The organism is Saprospiraceae bacterium (genome assembly GCA_016714025.1).
GTDB lineage: Bacteria > Bacteroidota > Bacteroidia > Chitinophagales > Saprospiraceae > Vicinibacter.
This window is the reverse complement of the sequence record JADJOB010000002.1, coordinates 1,444,673-1,464,243: the sequence shown is the minus strand read 5'-3', so window position 1 is coordinate 1,464,243 and position 19,571 is coordinate 1,444,673. Positions and strand designations below refer to the sequence as shown.

Below are 19,571 nucleotides of genomic sequence, written 5' to 3'. Positions count from 1 at the left end.
ATTTACTTAAATTCCATTTGTTTTTAACCAGGAAATCAAACCCGTAAAATAGATAACTTGATCATCCCACATGGACATATGACTGCCATTGGGACATAATAAAAACTGACCCTTTTCGAATTGACCTGCTACCCATTTCATATGTTCCGGATCCATGGTATCGTGGTTTGCACCAATCACAAGCGTTGGAACTTTGATTGTATTTAATTCTTTGGTAACATCCCAGGTTTCCAAATTTCCGGAAAGTCCAAATTCACTTGGACCTTGCATCATCGTATAAATTGTATTGTTTAATTTAGCAAAAGCTCTATTCACTGCATCAGGCCATTCTTCCATGGGCAATCTTAAAATATGCTTGGTATAAAAATTGGGCATTAATAATTCCATATATCGTGGATTGCTGAAATCCTTTTTTGCTTCTATTTCACGAATTTCCTTGAGTACCACAGAATCCATTTGTTTTGCTAGCACGTCTTCTGCATACTTTCCATACAAGGGTGCACTCATCATCATGTTTGAAATGATCAAGCCCTTTAAATGCTGTTGATATTTTAGAGCATACTGGGCTGCAAGAATACCACCCCAGGAATGACCCAACAGAAAAAAATTGTCTTTATCAAGATTCAAGGCTTTACGAACTGTTTCAACTTCTTCCACAAAACGATCTAACACCCAGAGACTGCTGTCTTTTGGCTGATCGGAATAGGCAGAACCCAATTGGTCGTAATAATAAAATTCAATGCCTTCTTTTGGTAAAAAACTCTCAAACGATTCAAAATATTCATGCGTTGCACCCGGGCCACCATGTAGTAGCAATACTTTTATCTTGGGATTATTGCCAATACGCTTGGTCCATACCTTGTATTTTCCATTTTCAACTGAAATCTGGCGTACCCCTCCCGATTTAATCCCGGTCTCAACCAAATCACAATATTCTGAAACGGATCTGCCCATGGATGTCTTTTGATCATTTGGCTGGCAGGATGCAGCCAAAATTATTAAGAACACATAAATAACTTGTTTCATACTATAAATATTTTTTTTAAAAAACAGCTTATCCAAGATGAAAACCAATTTTATCTCAAGAGGAACAAATTAAAATTGTCCCGATTTACAACTATCATCAAAATTAATCAAATTTATCGCTTAAACCAGATACCTATGTATACGATTTCAAGATAGATCTGGATTTCAGCAAAAACATACGAGGCTTTTTTTATCTTTGGTTAAAATTCATCGCGAGTGCGAGCATTTTATGTAATATTCTGATTTTCAATTTAAAAATACAGCCAACTGGATACCCAGAAATTGATCGAACGACTGCAACAAGGGGACAATGCTGCATTTGAATATTTATACGATCATTATGCCGCCACCCTATTTGGGATTATTAAAAGAATTGTAACAAAAGAGGAAGATGCTGAAAACCTGTTGCAGGATTGCTTTGTGAAAATATGGCGCTATATAGGAACTTACGAAGTGGAAAAAGGGAGTCTGGCAACCTGGTTAATCAACATTGCCCGAAATACAGCAATTGACCATACAAGATCTAAACATTTTATAAGGGAAACCAAAAACCAAAATCTGGATTCTCTCGTATCTATAGAAAGCCGTGTTCTATCTGTTTCTCAACAAGAAGATACCCTTGATTTGCGTCAATTGGTATTAAAAATCGATCCTTCCTGCCGAAAGGTTTTGGAGTGGATGTATTTTGATGGCCTTACTCAACAGGAAATTTCTGAAGAGTACGGCTTACCGCTTGGGACGGTAAAAACGCGTGCCCGGAATGGTTTGAGGGAGCTTAGAGAATTATTTGAACAACCAAAATCCTTTTAATTCCGTTAAATTAAAAAAGTTAACTTGAGAAAAGATCTGACAATTAACAAAACTCAAATTTCAGAGTGGATTGAAAACGAGAATCCTGAAATAATCCAGCAAACTGAACATGCTTTGGAGCAGTATGCAGCTTGTTTTCAAGAGACCCCACCCGTTGGCCTTAAGAATCGAATACTAGAACAAATTTCCGGGCTAAATGCCGGCCGTCAAATTATAGATTTAAAAAACCCGCCTCTTTTGACTGAAAAATCCAACCTCCTTGATTGGACACTTGCATTAAAAGGAATTGAGCCACCAATGGACTTTGAGGATATCCATTTAGAACCTATCCATCAAGATGAAAAAGTCCAATTATTTGTGGCCTGGGTTCGGAAATTGGTACCAGAAGAAGTACATCACGATTTACTGGAGAGTTTTATGCTATTGGAAGGAAGTTGTACCTGCCACATTAAAGACATAAACGGAAACACGAGGCAGGTTTTCATGAATGCCGGTGATTTTATTACCATGCAAATTGGAGAAGAACATGATATTGAGATAACTTCAGAAAAACCAACCAAGGCCATCCTGCAATGGCTTAAAATTGCTGCCTGATTATTGCAGATTTCTTCTTTTTATCGTATTTTTGCGATAAAAAGAGATGGGAGCCAGTAAAACAGAATTATTTTCAAAGAGCGAAATAAAATTAGCAGGATTTGCCAAAGCCTTGGCCCATCCTGCTCGGATAGCAATTATCAAACTATTACTAAAGAAACAACGCTGCATTTGTGGTGACATCGTAGATGAAATCCAACTTGCACAAAGTACTATTAGCCAACATTTAAAAGAACTAAAAGATGCCGGAATCATTCAGGGGACTATCGAAGGTCCTGCTGTTTGTTATTGCATAGATCCCAAAACCTGGTCGGCTATGAGTGAAAGTATCGGGAAATTTTTTGATATCGGACAAAAATCTATAAATAATTGTTGTTAATCAAAACCTTTTATCGTAATATTACGTTTTAATAAAAAAATAATTTATGAAAACAGATTTTGAAATTAAAGAAATGGTTCGCCAGAAATATTCGGAAATCGCCTTACAGGATAAGGACTTAAATCAAGCGTCTTGTTGCGGTGCATCCGGTTGCAGTACAGAGGTTTACAATATAATGACCGACGACTACTCAAACTTAAGTGGGTATGAAAAAGACGCCGATCTCGGATTGGGCTGTGGTCTTCCAACTGCATTCGCCCAAATTAAAGAAGGCGATGTCGTTGTGGATTTAGGTTCTGGAGCAGGCAATGATTGTTTTGTTGCGCGTGCAGAAACCGGTGCAACCGGCAAAGTGATTGGAATCGATTTTACAGAAGCTATGATTCAACGTGCACGCCAAAATGCTGAAAAACTTGGCTTTCAAAATGTTGAATTCAGACAAGGTGACATTGAACACATGCCAGTGGCTGATAACACGGTGGATGTCGTTGTGAGTAATTGTGTTTTAAATTTAGTACCCAATAAAAAACAGGTGTTTTCTGAAATTTATCGGGTGCTTAAACCGGGTGGACATTTTAGTATTTCGGATATCGTATTATTTGGTCAACTGCCAGAAAAAGTTTTAGCCAGCGCCGAAATGTATGCTGGATGTGTTTCCGGTGCAATTCAAAAACAAAGCTATATCGACCACATTCAGGAGCTTCAATTTGAAAACATCCAAATTCAAAAACAAAAACCCATACTGATTCCAGATGATATTTTAAACCAGTATCTGGATGAGAATCAATTGGCTCAGTATCATGTCGGAAACTATGGCATCGAAAGCATTACTGTCTTTGCAAGTAAACCAAAAAATAAATCGGCTTGCTGTGCCCCTGGCTGTTGTAGTTAATTGAGGAAAGGTATTTCTCTAAGTAGTCAATTCAAAAAATAAAAGGGAATTATTAATTGGATTTTTAAATTTATTACGATCCAATTCTTAAGATGTACACGCCAATGATTCGTTAAGCAATATATGTTAAAAGTATAAATCTTGTTTTTAAATTAAGAGTTACTTCGTTGAGATATACTTCCCTTAACCCTCGGCGGGGACGACTCCTATGTAACAAAAAGTGCTAAACAAAAGGGAGATCAAATTTCTTTCGAAAGCAAAGGCTGGAAAAGAGCCCTTGCCTTCTCAAGATTTTTTTTGCCTGATACAAATTTACATTAATTCAATTAATCTTATATAAAAATCTCAAGCTCCTATTAGTGGTCGATTTTTAATGCCACACCATTTTATTAATTTGTAATATAACAGCCACAATCTTCGAGAGTAATTAAATACATGCGTCCCCTGGTGGTCTTGCTATTCATTTATTAAGATTTGTAAATAAGATTTAATTAAACTAATTTATTATTTCATGTTTTCGTATTTTATATTTTTTATCCATAGATTGTATATTCTGTTTAATAGTTTTCTTGCTACACGAATTATAGCTCGTTTTCCTGACATTCTTTTTATCAATTTTAAATAGTATAACGTCATGGATGGATCTATTCTAATGGAAGTCCATGCAGTTTCTACAAGTAAACTTCTTAATATTTTATTATGCCTAGGTGTGATTTTGCCTTTGTGTACAGATTGACCAGAACTATGTTCGGTTGGACAAAATCCAACAAACGAATTAAATGCTTAAAAGGAGCCAAATCTTTTTATTTCTCCGATTTCTGTAATGAACGCATAACATATAATTTCACCTATGCCTGGTATGCTGCGCAATACAGTGGTGTGCTGTATATACTTATCTGATTTCATAAGCATTCTAATATGCCTTGTAACTTCTGATAATTCACTTCGTAAAAACTCTAGATGTTTTATTTTCTGATCGAGTGCAAGTCGTGAAGACGCTTCCTTATGTTCTATAGATTTTAACCAGGTTATAAATTTTTTACTAGCGTGATTTTTAAATGGTTGCGGTATTTGTATCCCTTTAAAGTGTAAAAATGATTTAATCATATTTTTAGTTCGGGTTATACTTTTTACTAATTGAGCTCTTTGTCTTAAAATAATTCTGTCATCTTCTTGGGTTTCTGATGGTATGAATATACCCTTTAGTTGCCTTGTTCTCAATGCTAATGCTATCCTTTTAGAATCTATCTTATCTGTCTTATTTAGAGCATTCTTATTTGTTTGAGGAACATCTCCAGGATTTACAACTATACATTGAAAATTTAATTGCTGAAGCTTTCTCTGTAACCAAAACCCAGAAAACCCAGCTTCATAGGCTATTTCAAAACTTGCTCCCGGATAATTTGAATTTAGATAATTTACTAATAAATTCAAATCAGCTGCCATATGAAAAGTCTTAAGAATTATGTGATCCGAACACGTCGTAACATTCCAGTTCAATGCATGAACATCCAGGCCTACGTAAATTTTCTGTCCTGAAAAATCAATTGATTTGGCTAAATTTGTCATGGTCTTAGATTTAAAGAGTTATAAAATTGTGGCTAAATTATTGACCACCATCTTAATCTAGGACCTTTTTGTTTACATAGAATCTTCGGGAACTGGGCTTTTTAATCAAATTAATTTGAGTTTGATTTCCAAAAAATCCTATGGAATAATCAATTTGAGTTTCTGGTAATTAAACCTCCGCCGACAAAATTTTAATTCACGGAGTTGAGTTCTACGAAACTTATTGCTTTAGATTAATTATTTCATAATCCATTATTACAGAAAATACTTTTAAAGAATTGTTTTCATATTCTCCGATAATAAAATTTCGAACATTCGCTGTATAAGTCAGCAGCTCTTGAATTTCAGTAATACTATTTGCCAATCGAATCAATTGTCCGGATTCACTTTTTAAATACCAGGTATCCTGATGCAAAGTAAATTTTACAGAATTGAGAATAAAGCAATCCTGCTTTAATAGTGGATTTATAGAAATCCGCTCGCAGTAAAGGTCCAAAGCGGTTTCAATCGTTTGTGATTTTATAGAATACTCCGCAGCAAGGTAACTGGACTCGGATTGTATTTCTTTAATTCGTTGTGGTGAAGCAGATGGATAAAACTGGACAGCGCTCTTGTAAATGAAGCCATACTTAAATTGCTTAATTGGAACGAACCGATTGAATTGAAACTCTAAAAACAAGACACAAGACTTGCAATTCAAACCATAAAACCAGTTTCTATTTACTATTAATTTATCCTCATTTTCTGAAACAGTTCCGAGATAGAGCCAATCATCTGTATAAAAAGAACTTTCAGAAAAACTGGTTTTTGTAAATGGTATTCCGCAATAGCTTAATAAATCTTCCTTTTCAAAGTCATTCAACGCAGCAATGTTTTTGAAAGAGTTTATTACGAAATAAAATTCACCCAATTGCTGGAAGGTAAATTCCATCCAATTGGATCCTTTAGCTATTCGCTCTGGAATCATGCGCAATTTCCTTGCAATCCCTGGAGCACCGTAATCAACCATTCGGCTTGCAATTTCATTCAATTTAACAGGATCATGTTGCAGTTGTGAAATGCCTGTAATCAATAATTCATCTAACCAACTATTAAATAGTGAAACGGCTTCCAGAAGCTTTTGCTCCTTTTGAAAATTGAGCCTTTTAAAATATTGGGCTTCCGCCATAATCAATATGCGCTTTAATCCTTATCAGGATCATCCTTAACCCCAAGATGTTGGATTGCCAATTCGGATGCAAATTGTTCCGCACTTTTTTTATTGTAATCTTCTGCAGAAGATATTTCTTGTCCGTCGATAAATACACCCACTTTAAAGCGATCCCTTTTATCTACTTTATATTTACTCAATACTTTAAAATCAATTTCCCTGGAATGCTTTTGACACCATTCCAACAACTGGCTTTTGTAATTATCATCAAATTCTTCCAGTTGATCCATGTTGATGAATTTCTTGAGGATGGCACTGAGTATAAAATGTTTTGTAAATTCAAATCCACGTTCAATGTAGATTGCACCCACCAATGCTTCCAATGCATTGCCCAACATCGATTGTGATATGGCTGTTTGATTAAACTCCATCATCAAATGATCCAAGCCCATTTGTTCGGCTATGTAATTAAGCATTTTACGCTTTACAATTTTAGATCGCATTTTGGTCAGGAAGCCTTCATTGGCAGAAGGGTATTTTTTAAACAGATACTCACCAACTACAAAACTCAATAAAGCATCACCAAGATATTCCAGTCGCTCATTGGATTGATACAACCCATTGGTATCGTTAGGAAAATTATTGAGTGTGGATTTGTGATAAAAAGCAAGTTTAAAAATATAGATGTTGGATGGAGTAAATCCAATTAAATGATGCAGCCGCTCTGCAAAATGTTTATCCTTAGAGAAAAACTTGTGATTGGTCTTATTGTAAAACTTAACTAAGAATCCTAACATCTTTTAAAAATCACTGAACTGTTATGCCCTCCGAATCCAAAGGTATTACTTAAAAAAGCATTTACCTTTCGACTTTGTGCTTCATTAAAAGTAAAATTTAGTTTTGGATCCAAATCAGGATCCTCAGTAAAGTGATTAATGGTAGGTGGTATAAAATCATGCAAAATGGCCATAATTCCAGTAATAACTTCTATGACACCAGCAGCACCCAGGAGGTGGCCGGTCATAGATTTAGTTGAACTGATATTAACTTTATAAGCATCATCCCCAAAAACATTTAAAATTGCTTTGGCCTCAGCAATATCACCTAAAGGTGTGGACGTGCCATGGGTATTTATGTAATCTATTTGCGATGGGGTTAAGCCGGATTCTTTTAAAGCCAAACGCATGGCTGTACTGGCACCCAGTCCATCCGGATGGGGAGCCGTAATATGAAAAGCATCGGCAGTGGCACCTGAACCTACCATTTCTGCATAAATTTTAGCTCCGCGTTTTTTGGCAGATTCATATTCTTCTAAAATCAACGAACCAGCGCCCTCACCCAAAACAAAGCCATCCCGATCTTTATCATAAGGCCTGGATGCCGTCATAAAATCATCGTTGCGCTCAGACAAGGCCTTCATGGAGGAAAATCCTCCTACTCCGGCGCGGGTAATTGCTGCTTCTGAACCTCCTGTTACCATCATATCCGCTTTATTTAAACGAATATAATCAAATGCATTTGAAATGGCATGCGCTGAGGAAGCACAAGCCGACACTGTACCGTAATTAATACCCATCAAGCCATATTTTATGGAAATATGACCTGGTGCAATGTCTGAAATAAGTTTAGGTATCAAAAAAGGACTGTATCGTGGGGGTCCGCTAGCTAAAGCCGCTTCAGAAATGTCATGTTCAAGCGTATTAAATCCACCGATTCCAGATCCCCAGATCACCCCAAATCGGGATAAATCCACTTGATCCAATTGGATCCCTGAATCTTTCATCGCTTCTTCAGCTACAATTAAGGCATATTGAGAAAATGGGTCAATCTTTCGGGCTTCCTTTTTGTCTAAGAAATTTTCAACATTAAAATCCTTAAGTTGACAGGCAAACCGTGTCCGAAACAGGCTTGCATCAAAATAGCTGATTGGACATGCACCACTCATTCCTGCCTGTAAACCTGCAAGAAAAGCATCCTGACCAATGCCAATAGGCGTTAATGCGCCGATTCCGGTAACTACGACCCGTCTCATTCGCTAATTATTGTTCGTATGCCCTTGAATCATTCAAATGGCATGCTAAAATAACAAATTATTAAATTGATTATTTACAGTTAGCCTCAAGGTAGGCAATAGCTTGCCCTACAGTTTGAATTTTTTCTGCCTGATCGTCTGGGATAGATGTATCAAACTCTTTCTCGAATTCCATGATAAGTTCCACAGTATCAAGGGAGTCTGCACCTAAATCATTAACAAAACTCGCTTCGATGGTAACTTCAGCCTCATCTACAGCTAATTTGTCTACGATAATTTTTTTAACTCTTTCAGCAATTGTTGACATGATAATTTAGATTTTTTTATAATCAAGGCGCAAATTAAGGGATTCATTAAAGGATTACCAAAATAATTTTCGCTTTTTTTAAAGACCTTAGCCCTGTTTTACATTGTAAACCAAAGTTTTGCTAAATAATTCCCCAAATCTGATAATTATTATATGATTCACCATAATACTAAAATTGTAGCAACCGTCGGACCAGCCTCAGCATCTTATGAACAACTGGCGGCTTTGACTTTAGAAGGCGTAGCCGTATTCAGGCTTAATTTTTCACATGGTAGCTATGAAGACCATGAACAGGTAATTCGGCATATTCACGCTATCAATGAAAAATTTGATACCCATGTGGGCATCTTATGCGATTTACAGGGTCCGAAATTAAGAATTGGAACCATCGAAAACAATGCCTTGGAAATTCAACCGGGTGAGATATTAAACTTTGTCAATAAGCCATGCATTGGAACAAAAGAACAGATTTACATGAGTTATGTAAACTTTGCCCGAGATGTCAAAGTTGGAGAAACCATCTTAATTGATGATGGAAAACTTGTTTTTGAGGTTCTTACCACCAATGGAATTGATAAAGTCCAATTGAAATGTTTGTTTGGAGGCATTTTATCCTCAAACAAAGGCGTTAACCTTCCGGATACTGAAATATCCTTGCCTTCATTAACTGAAAAAGACCTCAAAGACCTTGATTTTATACTCAAACATAAAGTCAACTGGATTGCCCTTTCCTTTGTACGAAAAGCACAAGACATTGAAGAGCTCATTCAATTAGTAGAAAAAGCCAAACATCCGGCAAAGGTGATTGCCAAAATTGAAAAACCGGAAGCAATTAAAAATTTGGATGCCATTATTAAAATCAGTAACGGTATCATGATCGCCCGTGGGGATTTAGGGGTTGAATTTCCAATTGAAAAATTGCCAACAATTCAAAAACTAATCATCACCAAATGCATTCAACGTGCCCGGCCGGTGATCGTGGCAACACAGCTTATGGATAGTATGATTAATAATCCGAGTCCAACACGCGCGGAAGTAACCGATGTGGCCAATGCAGTATTGGATGGTACAGATGCGGTCATGTTATCGGCTGAGACCTCAGTGGGTAAACATCCCGTAAAAGTGGTCACTGCAATGAATAAGATTATCTTTGAAGCAGAAAGGCATTATGCCATTTTAACTAAAAGACCCCGTCCTTCCGATAAATCCTCTACTTTTTTGTCGGATGTTGTCTGTTTTAATGCTGCTAAAACGGCAGAAGATATCAAAGCCCAGGCAATCATTGGTCTCACAATTTCCGGTTACACTGCCTTTAAAACGTCTTCCTACAGAACCCATTGCCCGATTTATATTTTTACCAGTGCAACGCACATGCTGGGAACTTTAAATCTGGTATGGGGCGTTCGATGTTATTATTATGATAAAATGAGTTCGACTGATGAAACTATAGAAGATCTTATTGAAATTTTAAAGAAAGATCATAAACTGAAAGCAGGAGATCTCGTTGTTAATACCGGTAGCATGCCCATTCATAAAAAATTGCGGACCAACATGCTCAAGGTAACTGAAGTAGAATAATTTTAGCACGTTTGTCTAAACCATGTACAGAATATATCAGTCAATTTTAATCACCATTTTAGTTTCTTTCAACGCATTTAGTCAGGAAGTTGAAAAAAACCTGCTGAACCAAGGTATTTTAATTGATGCCTTAAAAGAAGAACAAATTGGGAATCGGCAAAAAGCCATCGATTTGTTCATTAAGCTTAAATATGCTCCTGAAACCAAAGGAGTCAGCAATTATTATTTGGCTCGTATTTATCGGGAACAAGGCAAACATGACGAGGCGATGAGTGCCATTGACGAAAGCATCGCCGCTGAACCGCAGAATAAATGGTACTTGATTCTGAAAGCGAACCTGGCGGAAGATTACGGGCAGTTTCAAATCATTGCAGATGTATATCAGAAATTAAGTCAGCTGGAACCTGATAATTATACTTATTATGACAATGCAGCATTAAATTATCTCAAAGCTGAAGATTTTGATAAAGCCTTGATCGTATTAAATGCATCGGAATTGCATTTTGGACTCCTTCCACCCATTGGAATTAAAAAATCCAAAATATTGGTTCTACAGAAAAAATCAAAAAAAGCGTTGAGTTTGTTGGAAGAATGTTTGATAAAATATCCTGGTCATTTAGAAATAATTGAAGAAATCAGAACCATAGCTCTCGAAGAAAACAACACAGACATATTAACTAAATATGGTTTAAAACCTAAATCTGCTGATGTCGATTCACAAAATCAACAAGCCCAGCAAGACTTAACAAATTTAATAAACAGCACCACAGTTTCTTTGGATGAAAAAATTAAATCAATCATCAAAACACTGACTGATTACATAAAAAATTCGAATACACAAGGAATACAATCGCTGATTCCATTAACCAGTGAATTAATCAAACAATATCCGGAGAGTCCAAAATCATATGCTTTAATGGCAGATTTGTATTTTCAAATGGACGATATCGTGCACGCATGTCGGTATTACACTAAAACAATTTCCTTAGGAACAGTCCCCTATTCAGTTTGGGAAAATTTATTGAATTGTATTATTTCGTTAAAACATTGGAATGCACTTTATTATTATTCCAACATGTGTATGGAATATTATCCTGCACAAAGTTTTCCTAATTACAGTCAACTCTTAGCTTCATTACAGTTACATAAACTTGATTTTTCTGAATCTGAATTAAAGTCTCTGCTGATAAAAGCTAAAAACAATCCAATCAGAAATACAGATGCACTTATTCTCGCTGCACGACTGTATAAAATGAATCAATTGTTGGTAGCATCTGATTCTGCATGGCAGCAAGCCTTGCGTTCAAACTACAACGAACTTGCTTTATTGGAATATTCACTCGATCAATCAGTTATCAATGGTTCCATTAGTGATGCCACACTTGCTACGCTTGTGAAATCAGGTCAAATTCATCCAGCGATTAAATTTTACAAAATTGCACAAATTTATTTCAATCGGAAAGATTTTGCAAAAGCACGCAACTACCTCGAAGAAGCATTAAAATTCCCAGTTGCGAAAAACAAAGAAATGTTTCAAATGGCAGCATCCATTTATGAAGCTTTGGGAGATACGCAGCAAGCAAATCTCTCTTTAGTAACAGCCAATGAATTTTCAGAAGAACGCATGGAGTATCCATTTATGCTTCAAAGCAAAGGAAAATGAAATTTTTGTATTTAAATTTCTTAATCCTGTGTATTCTGATTGCTTCATGCCATCCAGCTAAAAAGCTAACCGAAATCGATCACAATTCGAACGTAAAAAAACTGGACTCCTGTAATGTAGATTGTTTGCTTAATAAAATAACTGCAAATCAAAATCTACACTACTTCATGGGTAAAGGTTCCATTCGGTATCAATTTGAAAATGAACGTCAGGATGCACGCTTGACTCTCTATGCAATAAAAGATAGCCTCTGTTTAATTTCATTAAAAAAACTAGGCGTCGAGGCTTTTAGAATCTTGCTAATGCCCGATCACATTCTTGTAATAGATCGCTTAAATCAGGAATATTCAAATCTCAACTATTCCGATTTACAAAACCAATATCAATTGGAAATCAAATTTGACTGGTTACAAAATTTGTTAAGCAGTGGATGCTTTATAAAAGAAGCCATGGACTACCAAATGATTGATTCTGCTTTAAATTTAAAACTAAAAGGAAGCTCTAAATCGTATGCTGTTGCATATACGCTGTCCAATCCAGAAGTGTTGTGTAAAGATTTTAAGCTGGAAAATTCACAATATGCATTAAATTTTATCGTAAGCGACTATTTAAAACTTGAAAACAGGTCCATTCCATCAAAATTTAAAATAGAATTTGAATCTATCGATCGATCTGTTTTAAATTTGGATTTAATTTGGGATGAAATTAAGTTGGATCCAATCATTCAGGTAAAATTTAACATTCCAGATCACTATAAAAAACGATGAACAAATTCACCCTAAAATCCATTCGTATAAATTACCCTTCGCATCCAAAGTATCGGTACATTTTTCATGCGATTTGCAGCAGTTTGTTTATACCTATTGGCATTATTTTATGGTACCAATTAACTAGCCAAGTCAATCCGGCAAATAAACCTAAGGATAGTCAAATTAAAGAGATTCAACAAGCCATTGACCAGACTGACCAATTGATCAAGCAAAATAAATCGGAAAAAAATCAACTTTTAAAAAATCTTGAATTGTATCAAAGTCAGATTTCCTACCGAACTGAATTACAAAATGCACTTACAAATGAATTGACCACTACACAGAATGAATTAAAAAATCTTCAGGAACAAAATAAATCCAATGTACTAAAACTGCAGCGTTTTAAAGAACAATATGCTGTATTGGTAAAGAATAAGATCATACACCGTATCACCTATAATCCCATGTTGACTTTATTACATCCGGAGGATCTGGATGCCAAAGTTTTAAAATGGTATCTATTGGAAAAATTGGAAAAACAACGAATGCAAACGTTGGACTCATTAAAAACCTGGAATCAGTTGTATACAAAAAACTTTCAAAAGCTTAAACTGGAATTAAATACCCAGGATTCCTTGTTGAAAAATATTCAATCCGAAGAACTGCGTTTAAAACAAGATCTATCCAGTTCAGGACAGCTTATAAAAGAATTAGATAGTAAAGAGGCAAATCTCAATGCAACCCTCACGAATTACAAAAGAAAAAAAGAAGAACTAACTAAATGGATTGAGGCCAGCGTTCATGAATTGGTAAAAACAAAAACATCCACTTCAAAAAACAAACAGGTTAAAAGGATGCGTTATCCCATGCAGTCCCCTACGATTATATCGAGGTTTGGGAAAAACATGGAATCCGGTAATAAAAACCTGGTCATTCGCAATAATGGAATCGATCTTCAATCACAAAACCCTTTTGTAAGTGCAGCCAATCCGGCAGAAGTAGTTCAAATCCGAAAAATGCCCAATCAATTGTATTTACTAATTACAAAATCTGATGATAATTATATTGTGTATTCCAATTTAAATTCTGTGTTACTTCGGAATGGAGAACGCATAGAAAGTGGAACCAATATCGGTCAAGCAGCTAAAAACGAACAGGGATTTTATGAACTCCATTTTGAAACCTGGGAAGGTAAAACACCTACAAATCCGATGAAATTTTTAAAATGAAGTTATCTAATATACAAATGAAATATTAGATAACTTCATTCAAAATATTTAACTACTTTTCTCTAATTTGACATCCACAATTTCCATATAATTCATAATCTTTATACACAATTGATGCTGAACCATTTGAGAGGGTACCTCCTATAACGCTAGAAATAGGATAAGGACAATCTCCAGTAGTATATTTAGGAGAAGATGATAACTCGTATTCAATTGTACCTGGTGTTGAGTTTAAAGTGCATCCTGTAGTTATTTCGTTTGGATGATAAATAACTCTTATGTAAGAAAAATATGGGTTTAATTCACAATTTGCATCATAAAAGCTGTTTAATGTAGGATTATCAATTTCACAACTGGAGTTGTTTCCATGTGAACAACCACTACTACCGGAATCAAATAAAAATGTTCTAAAGAAATAGCAATTAGGAGGAGGAGATGGATTACAATCATTTAAAGTTACAAACTCAGTAATGTAATGATCCGGACTATTAGTGTAAGTGTCGGATATAATTTTAAATTTTAGAATACACTTTTGATTTGACCCAGGTGGATCTCGGAAATCAAGTTTTAGATTTTTATTAAATTCTGGATTTCCTTCATCATTACAAGATATGAATATAAAAAATCCAAATAACAGAGTTGTAATTTTCATAGCTTTAGAGTTTTAATTGATTAAATAATATTCTAAGCTATATTAACTCAACAATATGTTCAATTACACATTAATAGTATTTAATATATTCAACTCAATTAAAATTTATAAAGGTTTATTAATATGGTAGCTATAAATTTGCTTAATCACATATATTTTGCAAAACATTAATAATGCCAAATAAAAAAAGCCCTTCAGTAACGAAAGGCTTCATTTAAATATATTAAACTAAATTATTTAATGACAATCAATTTATCAGAATAGGTTTTAGTATTATTTTGTATTTTAACAATATAAATACCCGATTTTAATAATTCCGTATTTATAATATGTTTAAAATCACCAATTTGATTTGGAAAAAATTCCTTAGAAATTAAATTGCCTGAAAGTTCAATTAATTCAACTTTTATATCTGAGTTTTCTAATAACCTCATTTTTAAAATAGCGTATCCGTCCCACGCAGTACACTTAGGCAACAATGTCAATGTTCTTCTTCGCGGTTGACCAGCACCAATTCTGCGGAAGTAGTTCTGAGATACGATTTATAGGATGATCCTTAATTCTGTGGAAGACATCGGTTAACCAATCATATGGGTTAATGTCATGAAGCTTGCAAGTTGCAAACAAGGAATAAACCATAGCTGATCTTTGGGCTGAATCGTCAGAACCTGCAAACAAATAATTCTTTCTACCCAGAGCTAAAGGACGGATAGAATTTTCTATAAGGTTGTTATCAATTTCTACTTCACCATGAACTGTATATGCCAGTAGCTTATCCCATCGTTTGATTGCATATCCAAAAGCTTTTCCAATTGCACTGGCTGGAAGTATAGATTCTACATTTTTATCAAGAAATTCTTTAATGTTATTTAAAACCGGAGTGGCATTTTCTTGTCGCCATTTTTGTCGCTCTTCTTTGGATAGTTTTTGTTCTTTGGCAGATTCCTCAATTTTATAAAGAATTTGAATTTGCCTTAACACGTAATCTGCGCGCTGTTTGTCATTATCAAGTGCTTGTTCAAAATATCTTCTGGCATGTGCCCAGCAACTGAACATAATAAAATCCGGATTTTTATCACAGGATTCATAAACGCTATAACCGTCTGTTTGTAACTTACCTCTAAATCCCTGAATATGATTATTAAAATATTCTGCGGACCTTCCTTTTTGATAAGTAAATAGGACTAAATTTTTTTGTGGATCTCTGCTGACCCACATATATCCTAAATGACATTTCCCTTTTACTTCATCTGATTGCACTTTGATTGGGCTTTCATCAGTTTGTAAATAATTAGCGGATAGAACTTCTTTTTGATGAGCACTAAAAATGGGCTCCAATGCATTCACATATTGACTGCCCCAGCCCCCAAATGTAGAACGAGAGATATCCACTTGATGCATTCTTTTGAGTTGTTGAAGAAATCTATAATATGGATTATGATCCATATACTTACCGATAATAGCATACGCCATAAAATCAGGCCCTGCTATACATTTATCAACGACCCTTGAGGGCATCGGAGCAATGATTATTTTTTCTGACTTTGGGTCTTTGTATTTAGGTCTTTCGTAGCGATTTACATAGACAACTCCTGGAATGTACTGCAATTCTTCAGTGACTTTTTGCCAATACATTTCATATCATCCGTTTTTCCTTCGGGTTCCAGAACTATTATTTCCCGCTTTAAATGAGCCGGAAGCTCTTTTCTTCCCCCACGTTTATGAATGGGTTTATCTCGTGTGTATGTTATTTCCTCAGTTAAATTTTCTAAGGGCTGATTGTCATCGTACGTTTGTGTAAATAAAGTATTCGGTGGGAGAGGTGGTTCATTACTTATGAATCGCTCTGATTTTGCTCCAAATATTAATCGTTTTAATTGCGCTAATTCGTGGCGTAAGTATTCGTTTTCCTTCTTGTATTCTGCAATTTGCGTAAGCAAAAATTCATTTGTAATTTCTTTATTTGAATCTTGTATCACAACAACAAGATCGTAATTTATTTTCAATTTACATAATTATTTCTCAAATATTTTTCGCCAATTATATGTCGTTTTCTATAACGAATACTGCTCAGTTTAATGCCCTGCATGATACACATTAATTGCGTCCAACTGATGTTCAATTTTATAGGATTAGTTTGTGATTCCATAATTTCAAAGGTACCTCTATCTAAACGCTTGCTCAACAATACTAATCCTCCGGTATCGTAAACCATCATCCGTATTTGATTACGCCGTTTATTAGTAAATAGATATACGTCTCCGCTCAATGGATTACTTTCCATGATTGTTTTAATAATTCCAAACAGTCCGTCATAGCTTTTGCGGAAATCTGTAATACCGGTATATATAAAATAACGGTGTCCGCTAGTAAACGGAATCAATTTTTGGAATTGATCAGTTTCAATAATGTTTCTGATCCGGGATTCGCCCGAAAGTTGATCGTCACTCCATTAGGATATTCCAATCGGATTGTTGAATTTGGTGGTTGGATAGATCCAATTTGAATAAATTCATTTTTTGATTTTGATGGTTCCTTTAAACAGTACTTCTTTCTCCAATAATGAAATTGATGTATTGGGAGCCCCTTTGTTGCCATAAAACTTTTAAGCGACATTCCGCTAGTTTCCAATTCAATTTTCAGTTGTTCAAATTCTTGCTTTGTCATAAACTAAATTTTCACAAAGCTATTTGGTGGCATTTGATTGTGCAAGATGTACTTGGTTATACGGATACAAAATAGCGAAATCATTAGCTGGATTAGGCTCTATTGAAATATTTTCATGACTTGATTTAACATCTCCTGTTGAAGTAAACAATCCAGATTTGATTGCTTCGTCAATTGAGGATTCATTTACATTTAAAACTTCTCCATTAGGATTTAATATTATTCCAATTAATTTGAGTTGCGATATATTGAAATTTGGTGGAACAATATAATTATAAGCTTTTATGTAACTAGACCCCGAAGGAATATCTTGTGGGAAATCTCCAGGTATACCTGCCCATCCACCCAAAATAGCTCTTGCTACATGATTGTATGTCATCTTAGCTGCAGGTACTGGATTAGGCAATAACTCAAATCCTCCCATTACTCCATAAGATCCCCCTGAATATACATTAGCTTGATTGTAAGATGAATTGGTTCCTTTAACTCCATTTTCCGTAATAATTAAATTAATAATATGGTCTCCGGATACTGATTCTATAAAGTCTGATTTTATTTCAACTTTTAATTCTCTGCTTACATCATTAAAACTTGCCCCCAATTCAATTTTAACGGGAGTAATTTCAACAATTTGATCATAAAATACAGGTTCTAAACCATTTGGATCACCCAATGTCTTTCTATTTGTTAATACGCTAGGGTAACCTGTGAATCCGGGAACACTGGTCCAGCCTGCATCATATTCATTAACAGTCATTGGATCATTATTATGAACTGCAACTCCAACAAAATGGTTTGGAAACAATTTTGTTAATGAATCCATGTAAACTGCACCTCTTGGACACCATTGACACCAGGTACCAGTTGCTTCTTCAACAAAAATTTTCTTGTGTGGTGCCGGAGTAACTCCTTCTAATGGTACAGAGCGGCTGTTATTAGATGGCTTATCATCTACACTTGCATTTACTTTAGTAATTGCAATATCTATTTTACCAATTCCTGCAGCATAATTAATACTTCCAGTCAAGGGCAGGATAGCAGATTCTTTTAAACTGTCTAAGTTCAAAGCATAATTTTCTGTGGTTATTGGTCCGCCATTAACTGACCATTGCACTTCAGCAGCAGTTATTTTAGTACGTCCAACATTTTTAATTTTTATAGATGCAGGAGCTGTTCCACCGGTTAAATTTTTAGGTCTCACGGTAACACCAGATAAGGTAGCATCCAGATTAAGTGCTACAAAAGGCTCGTAGGTATAACTTACATCGTCGACGTAATAGGTAGAAAGGTTATTTGAACTTGTTGGATATATATCCATTGAAGCCACGGCATTGTTTGGATTTGTCCATGATCCAAGGGATACATCATCAATAAATGCTTCCCAATTGTTATCGGTCATGTTGGCAACCACTTTTATTTTAAACCAGGCATCCTTTGGATGAGTACCTTTCGCGATTGTTCCTGCACCTCCTGTACCAAGGGTAAATCGAACATCTCCATTAGGATCAAAAAATGCATCCAAAGACCAGATTCCTCCGACTGCAGCATTTCCCTGAAAATTAAAATAACCACCTGTGCCATTCACTACATACATCCACATTTCCAAAGTGAATATTCCATTGGTTTTTCGGCCTCCAAATGGAAGAATCACGTCAGCTGGACCTCCACCTGCAGTGGTACTTAAAAATTTAATGGATTTTGTGCCGCTGTGTGCTTGTTCGTTGCTCACTTTGGTATCATCTGCACCTCCTTTTACGCCACTCCAGGTTGACCATTTTGTTGAACTAACACCAAGGAACGCACCAGCTGTATAAGCCTCAAAATCGTCCGAAAACGAATTTTGGGCAAACACATTGCTGAAACTTGCTCCAATGAAAATCAATAGTAAAATTCTCTTCATATCAGTAATTTTTTCTGTGAATAAATTATTAAGGCTTCAAATATAAGGATTAGATTAAAAATCAGTTGAAAATTAACGTTTTGTGGTTGAAATGGATCCGTATTGTGGGATTAGGTTTGGCTTATGCTCTTTGCCGCTGGGCGTAGGATTAGCTTATGCTTGGCTCATCGCTGGGCGTAGGCTCAGCCTACGTCCGTTCTCGTCCGTTCATCCAGCATCATACCTATTAATTTTGCTCAAATTCAATTGTGCGTTTGACGTAGGCTCAGCCTACGCCTAGCTCTCGTTTAGTTTGAAAATTACTAATTTGAATTACCAAAAATTTTCCACCGTTGGGCGTAGGCTCAGCCTACGTCCGTTCTCGCCCGTTTCTC

General features: G+C 35.5%; 21 protein-coding genes and 1 pseudogene. 8 read left to right on the top strand and 14 right to left on the bottom strand.

All coding sequences use genetic code 11. The features are described from left to right. Nucleotides 1-6 precede the first annotated feature (6 nt). Complete coding sequence (locus tag IPJ80_09060; GenBank protein ID MBK7913633.1) at nucleotides 7-1,026, bottom strand: proline iminopeptidase-family hydrolase; 1,020 nt, start codon at nucleotides 1,024-1,026, stop codon at nucleotides 7-9. Nucleotides 1,027-1,308: 282 nt separating this feature from the next. On the opposite strand from IPJ80_09060, the gene IPJ80_09055 reads away from it, so the two are divergent. Genes IPJ80_09055 through IPJ80_09040 form a run of 4 tightly spaced genes read left to right on the top strand, consistent with a single transcriptional unit; the run spans nucleotide 1,309 to nucleotide 3,701 of the window. Next, nucleotides 1,309-1,836 (top strand): sigma-70 family RNA polymerase sigma factor, encoded by a 528-nt coding sequence (locus tag IPJ80_09055; protein MBK7913632.1) that lies wholly within the window; start codon nucleotides 1,309-1,311, stop codon nucleotides 1,834-1,836. A 24-nt stretch (nucleotides 1,837-1,860) separates the two neighbouring features. Further along, nucleotides 1,861-2,430 (top strand): hypothetical protein, encoded by a 570-nt coding sequence (locus tag IPJ80_09050; protein ID MBK7913631.1) that lies wholly within the window; start codon nucleotides 1,861-1,863, stop codon nucleotides 2,428-2,430. 46 nt (nucleotides 2,431-2,476) lie between these two features. After that, entirely contained in the window at nucleotides 2,477-2,809 is a 333-nt protein-coding gene (locus IPJ80_09045; protein ID MBK7913630.1) for a winged helix-turn-helix transcriptional regulator, read from the top strand. 46 nt (nucleotides 2,810-2,855) lie between these two features. Then, the gene (locus IPJ80_09040) at nucleotides 2,856-3,701 is read left to right on the top strand and encodes an arsenite methyltransferase (GenBank protein MBK7913629.1); all 846 of its coding nucleotides are present in this window, start codon (nucleotides 2,856-2,858) and stop codon (nucleotides 3,699-3,701) included. 504 nt (nucleotides 3,702-4,205) lie between these two features. On the opposite strand, the pseudogene IPJ80_09035 reads toward IPJ80_09040, so the two are convergent. From IPJ80_09035 to IPJ80_09010, 6 genes and pseudogenes are all read right to left on the bottom strand, one after another. After that, nucleotides 4,206-4,481: pseudogene (locus tag IPJ80_09035) on the bottom strand (IS110 family transposase). Between the two features lie 3 nt (nucleotides 4,482-4,484). Further along, nucleotides 4,485-5,270: an IS110 family transposase gene (locus tag IPJ80_09030; protein ID MBK7913628.1), complete on the bottom strand. Its 786-nt coding sequence runs from the start codon at nucleotides 5,268-5,270 to the stop codon at nucleotides 4,485-4,487. A 220-nt stretch (nucleotides 5,271-5,490) separates the two neighbouring features. Then, complete coding sequence (locus IPJ80_09025; protein ID MBK7913627.1) at nucleotides 5,491-6,438, bottom strand: hypothetical protein; 948 nt, start codon at nucleotides 6,436-6,438, stop codon at nucleotides 5,491-5,493. Nucleotides 6,439-6,452: 14 nt separating this feature from the next. Beyond that, entirely contained in the window at nucleotides 6,453-7,139 is a 687-nt protein-coding gene (gene rnc / locus IPJ80_09020) for a ribonuclease III (protein ID MBK7913626.1), read from the bottom strand. 71 nt (nucleotides 7,140-7,210) lie between these two features. Further along, the gene (gene fabF / locus IPJ80_09015) at nucleotides 7,211-8,452 is read right to left on the bottom strand and encodes a beta-ketoacyl-ACP synthase II (GenBank protein ID MBK7913625.1); all 1,242 of its coding nucleotides are present in this window, start codon (nucleotides 8,450-8,452) and stop codon (nucleotides 7,211-7,213) included. A gap of 70 nt (nucleotides 8,453-8,522) precedes the next feature. Continuing rightward, a complete protein-coding gene (locus IPJ80_09010) occupies nucleotides 8,523-8,759 on the bottom strand; it encodes an acyl carrier protein (protein MBK7913624.1) in 237 nt (78 codons plus the stop codon). Between the two features lie 153 nt (nucleotides 8,760-8,912). On the opposite strand from IPJ80_09010, the gene pyk reads away from it, so the two are divergent. The 4 genes from pyk to IPJ80_08990 are packed head-to-tail and all read left to right on the top strand — an operon-like array spanning nucleotide 8,913 to nucleotide 13,978. Then, complete coding sequence (gene pyk, locus IPJ80_09005) at nucleotides 8,913-10,337, top strand: pyruvate kinase (GenBank protein MBK7913623.1); 1,425 nt, start codon at nucleotides 8,913-8,915, stop codon at nucleotides 10,335-10,337. Nucleotides 10,338-10,359: 22 nt separating this feature from the next. Then, nucleotides 10,360-12,000 (top strand): hypothetical protein, encoded by a 1,641-nt coding sequence (locus IPJ80_09000; protein MBK7913622.1) that lies wholly within the window; start codon nucleotides 10,360-10,362, stop codon nucleotides 11,998-12,000. Beyond that, nucleotides 11,997-12,767: a DUF4292 domain-containing protein gene (locus IPJ80_08995; GenBank protein ID MBK7913621.1), complete on the top strand. Its 771-nt coding sequence runs from the start codon at nucleotides 11,997-11,999 to the stop codon at nucleotides 12,765-12,767. The genes IPJ80_09000 and IPJ80_08995 overlap by 4 nt, the downstream gene beginning before the upstream one ends. Continuing rightward, on the top strand, nucleotides 12,764-13,978 hold the full coding sequence (locus tag IPJ80_08990) for a peptidoglycan DD-metalloendopeptidase family protein (protein ID MBK7913620.1): 1,215 nt from the start codon (nucleotides 12,764-12,766) through the stop codon (nucleotides 13,976-13,978). The genes IPJ80_08995 and IPJ80_08990 overlap by 4 nt, the downstream gene beginning before the upstream one ends. 52 nt (nucleotides 13,979-14,030) lie before the next feature. Here the strand turns inward: IPJ80_08990 and IPJ80_08985 are convergent, their stop codons facing one another. The 7 genes from IPJ80_08985 to IPJ80_08955 form a co-directional block, all read right to left on the bottom strand. Next, nucleotides 14,031-14,630 (bottom strand): hypothetical protein, encoded by a 600-nt coding sequence (locus tag IPJ80_08985; GenBank protein MBK7913619.1) that lies wholly within the window; start codon nucleotides 14,628-14,630, stop codon nucleotides 14,031-14,033. 233 nt (nucleotides 14,631-14,863) lie between these two features. Beyond that, nucleotides 14,864-15,064, bottom strand: a complete 201-nt coding sequence (locus IPJ80_08980; protein ID MBK7913618.1) for a T9SS type A sorting domain-containing protein — start codon at nucleotides 15,062-15,064, stop codon at nucleotides 14,864-14,866. A 34-nt stretch (nucleotides 15,065-15,098) separates the two neighbouring features. Further along, entirely contained in the window at nucleotides 15,099-16,265 is a 1,167-nt protein-coding gene (locus IPJ80_08975) for an IS66 family transposase (protein MBK7913617.1), read from the bottom strand. Continuing rightward, nucleotides 16,208-16,636 carry a transposase gene (locus IPJ80_08970; GenBank protein MBK7913616.1) on the bottom strand — a complete coding sequence of 143 codons (429 nt, stop codon included), beginning with the start codon at nucleotides 16,634-16,636 and terminating at the stop codon, nucleotides 16,208-16,210. Before IPJ80_08970 ends, IPJ80_08975 begins: the two co-directional genes overlap by 58 nt. Further along, the gene (tnpB, locus tag IPJ80_08965; GenBank protein ID MBK7913615.1) at nucleotides 16,633-17,013 is read right to left on the bottom strand and encodes an IS66 family insertion sequence element accessory protein TnpB; all 381 of its coding nucleotides are present in this window, start codon (nucleotides 17,011-17,013) and stop codon (nucleotides 16,633-16,635) included. Before tnpB ends, IPJ80_08970 begins: the two co-directional genes overlap by 4 nt. Further along, nucleotides 17,010-17,297 carry a hypothetical protein gene (locus IPJ80_08960; protein MBK7913614.1) on the bottom strand — a complete coding sequence of 96 codons (288 nt, stop codon included), beginning with the start codon at nucleotides 17,295-17,297 and terminating at the stop codon, nucleotides 17,010-17,012. The genes tnpB and IPJ80_08960 overlap by 4 nt, the downstream gene beginning before the upstream one ends. 19 nt (nucleotides 17,298-17,316) lie before the next feature. Beyond that, nucleotides 17,317-19,197 (bottom strand): hypothetical protein, encoded by a 1,881-nt coding sequence (locus IPJ80_08955; GenBank protein ID MBK7913613.1) that lies wholly within the window; start codon nucleotides 19,195-19,197, stop codon nucleotides 17,317-17,319. Nucleotides 19,198-19,571: the final 374 nt, after the last annotated feature.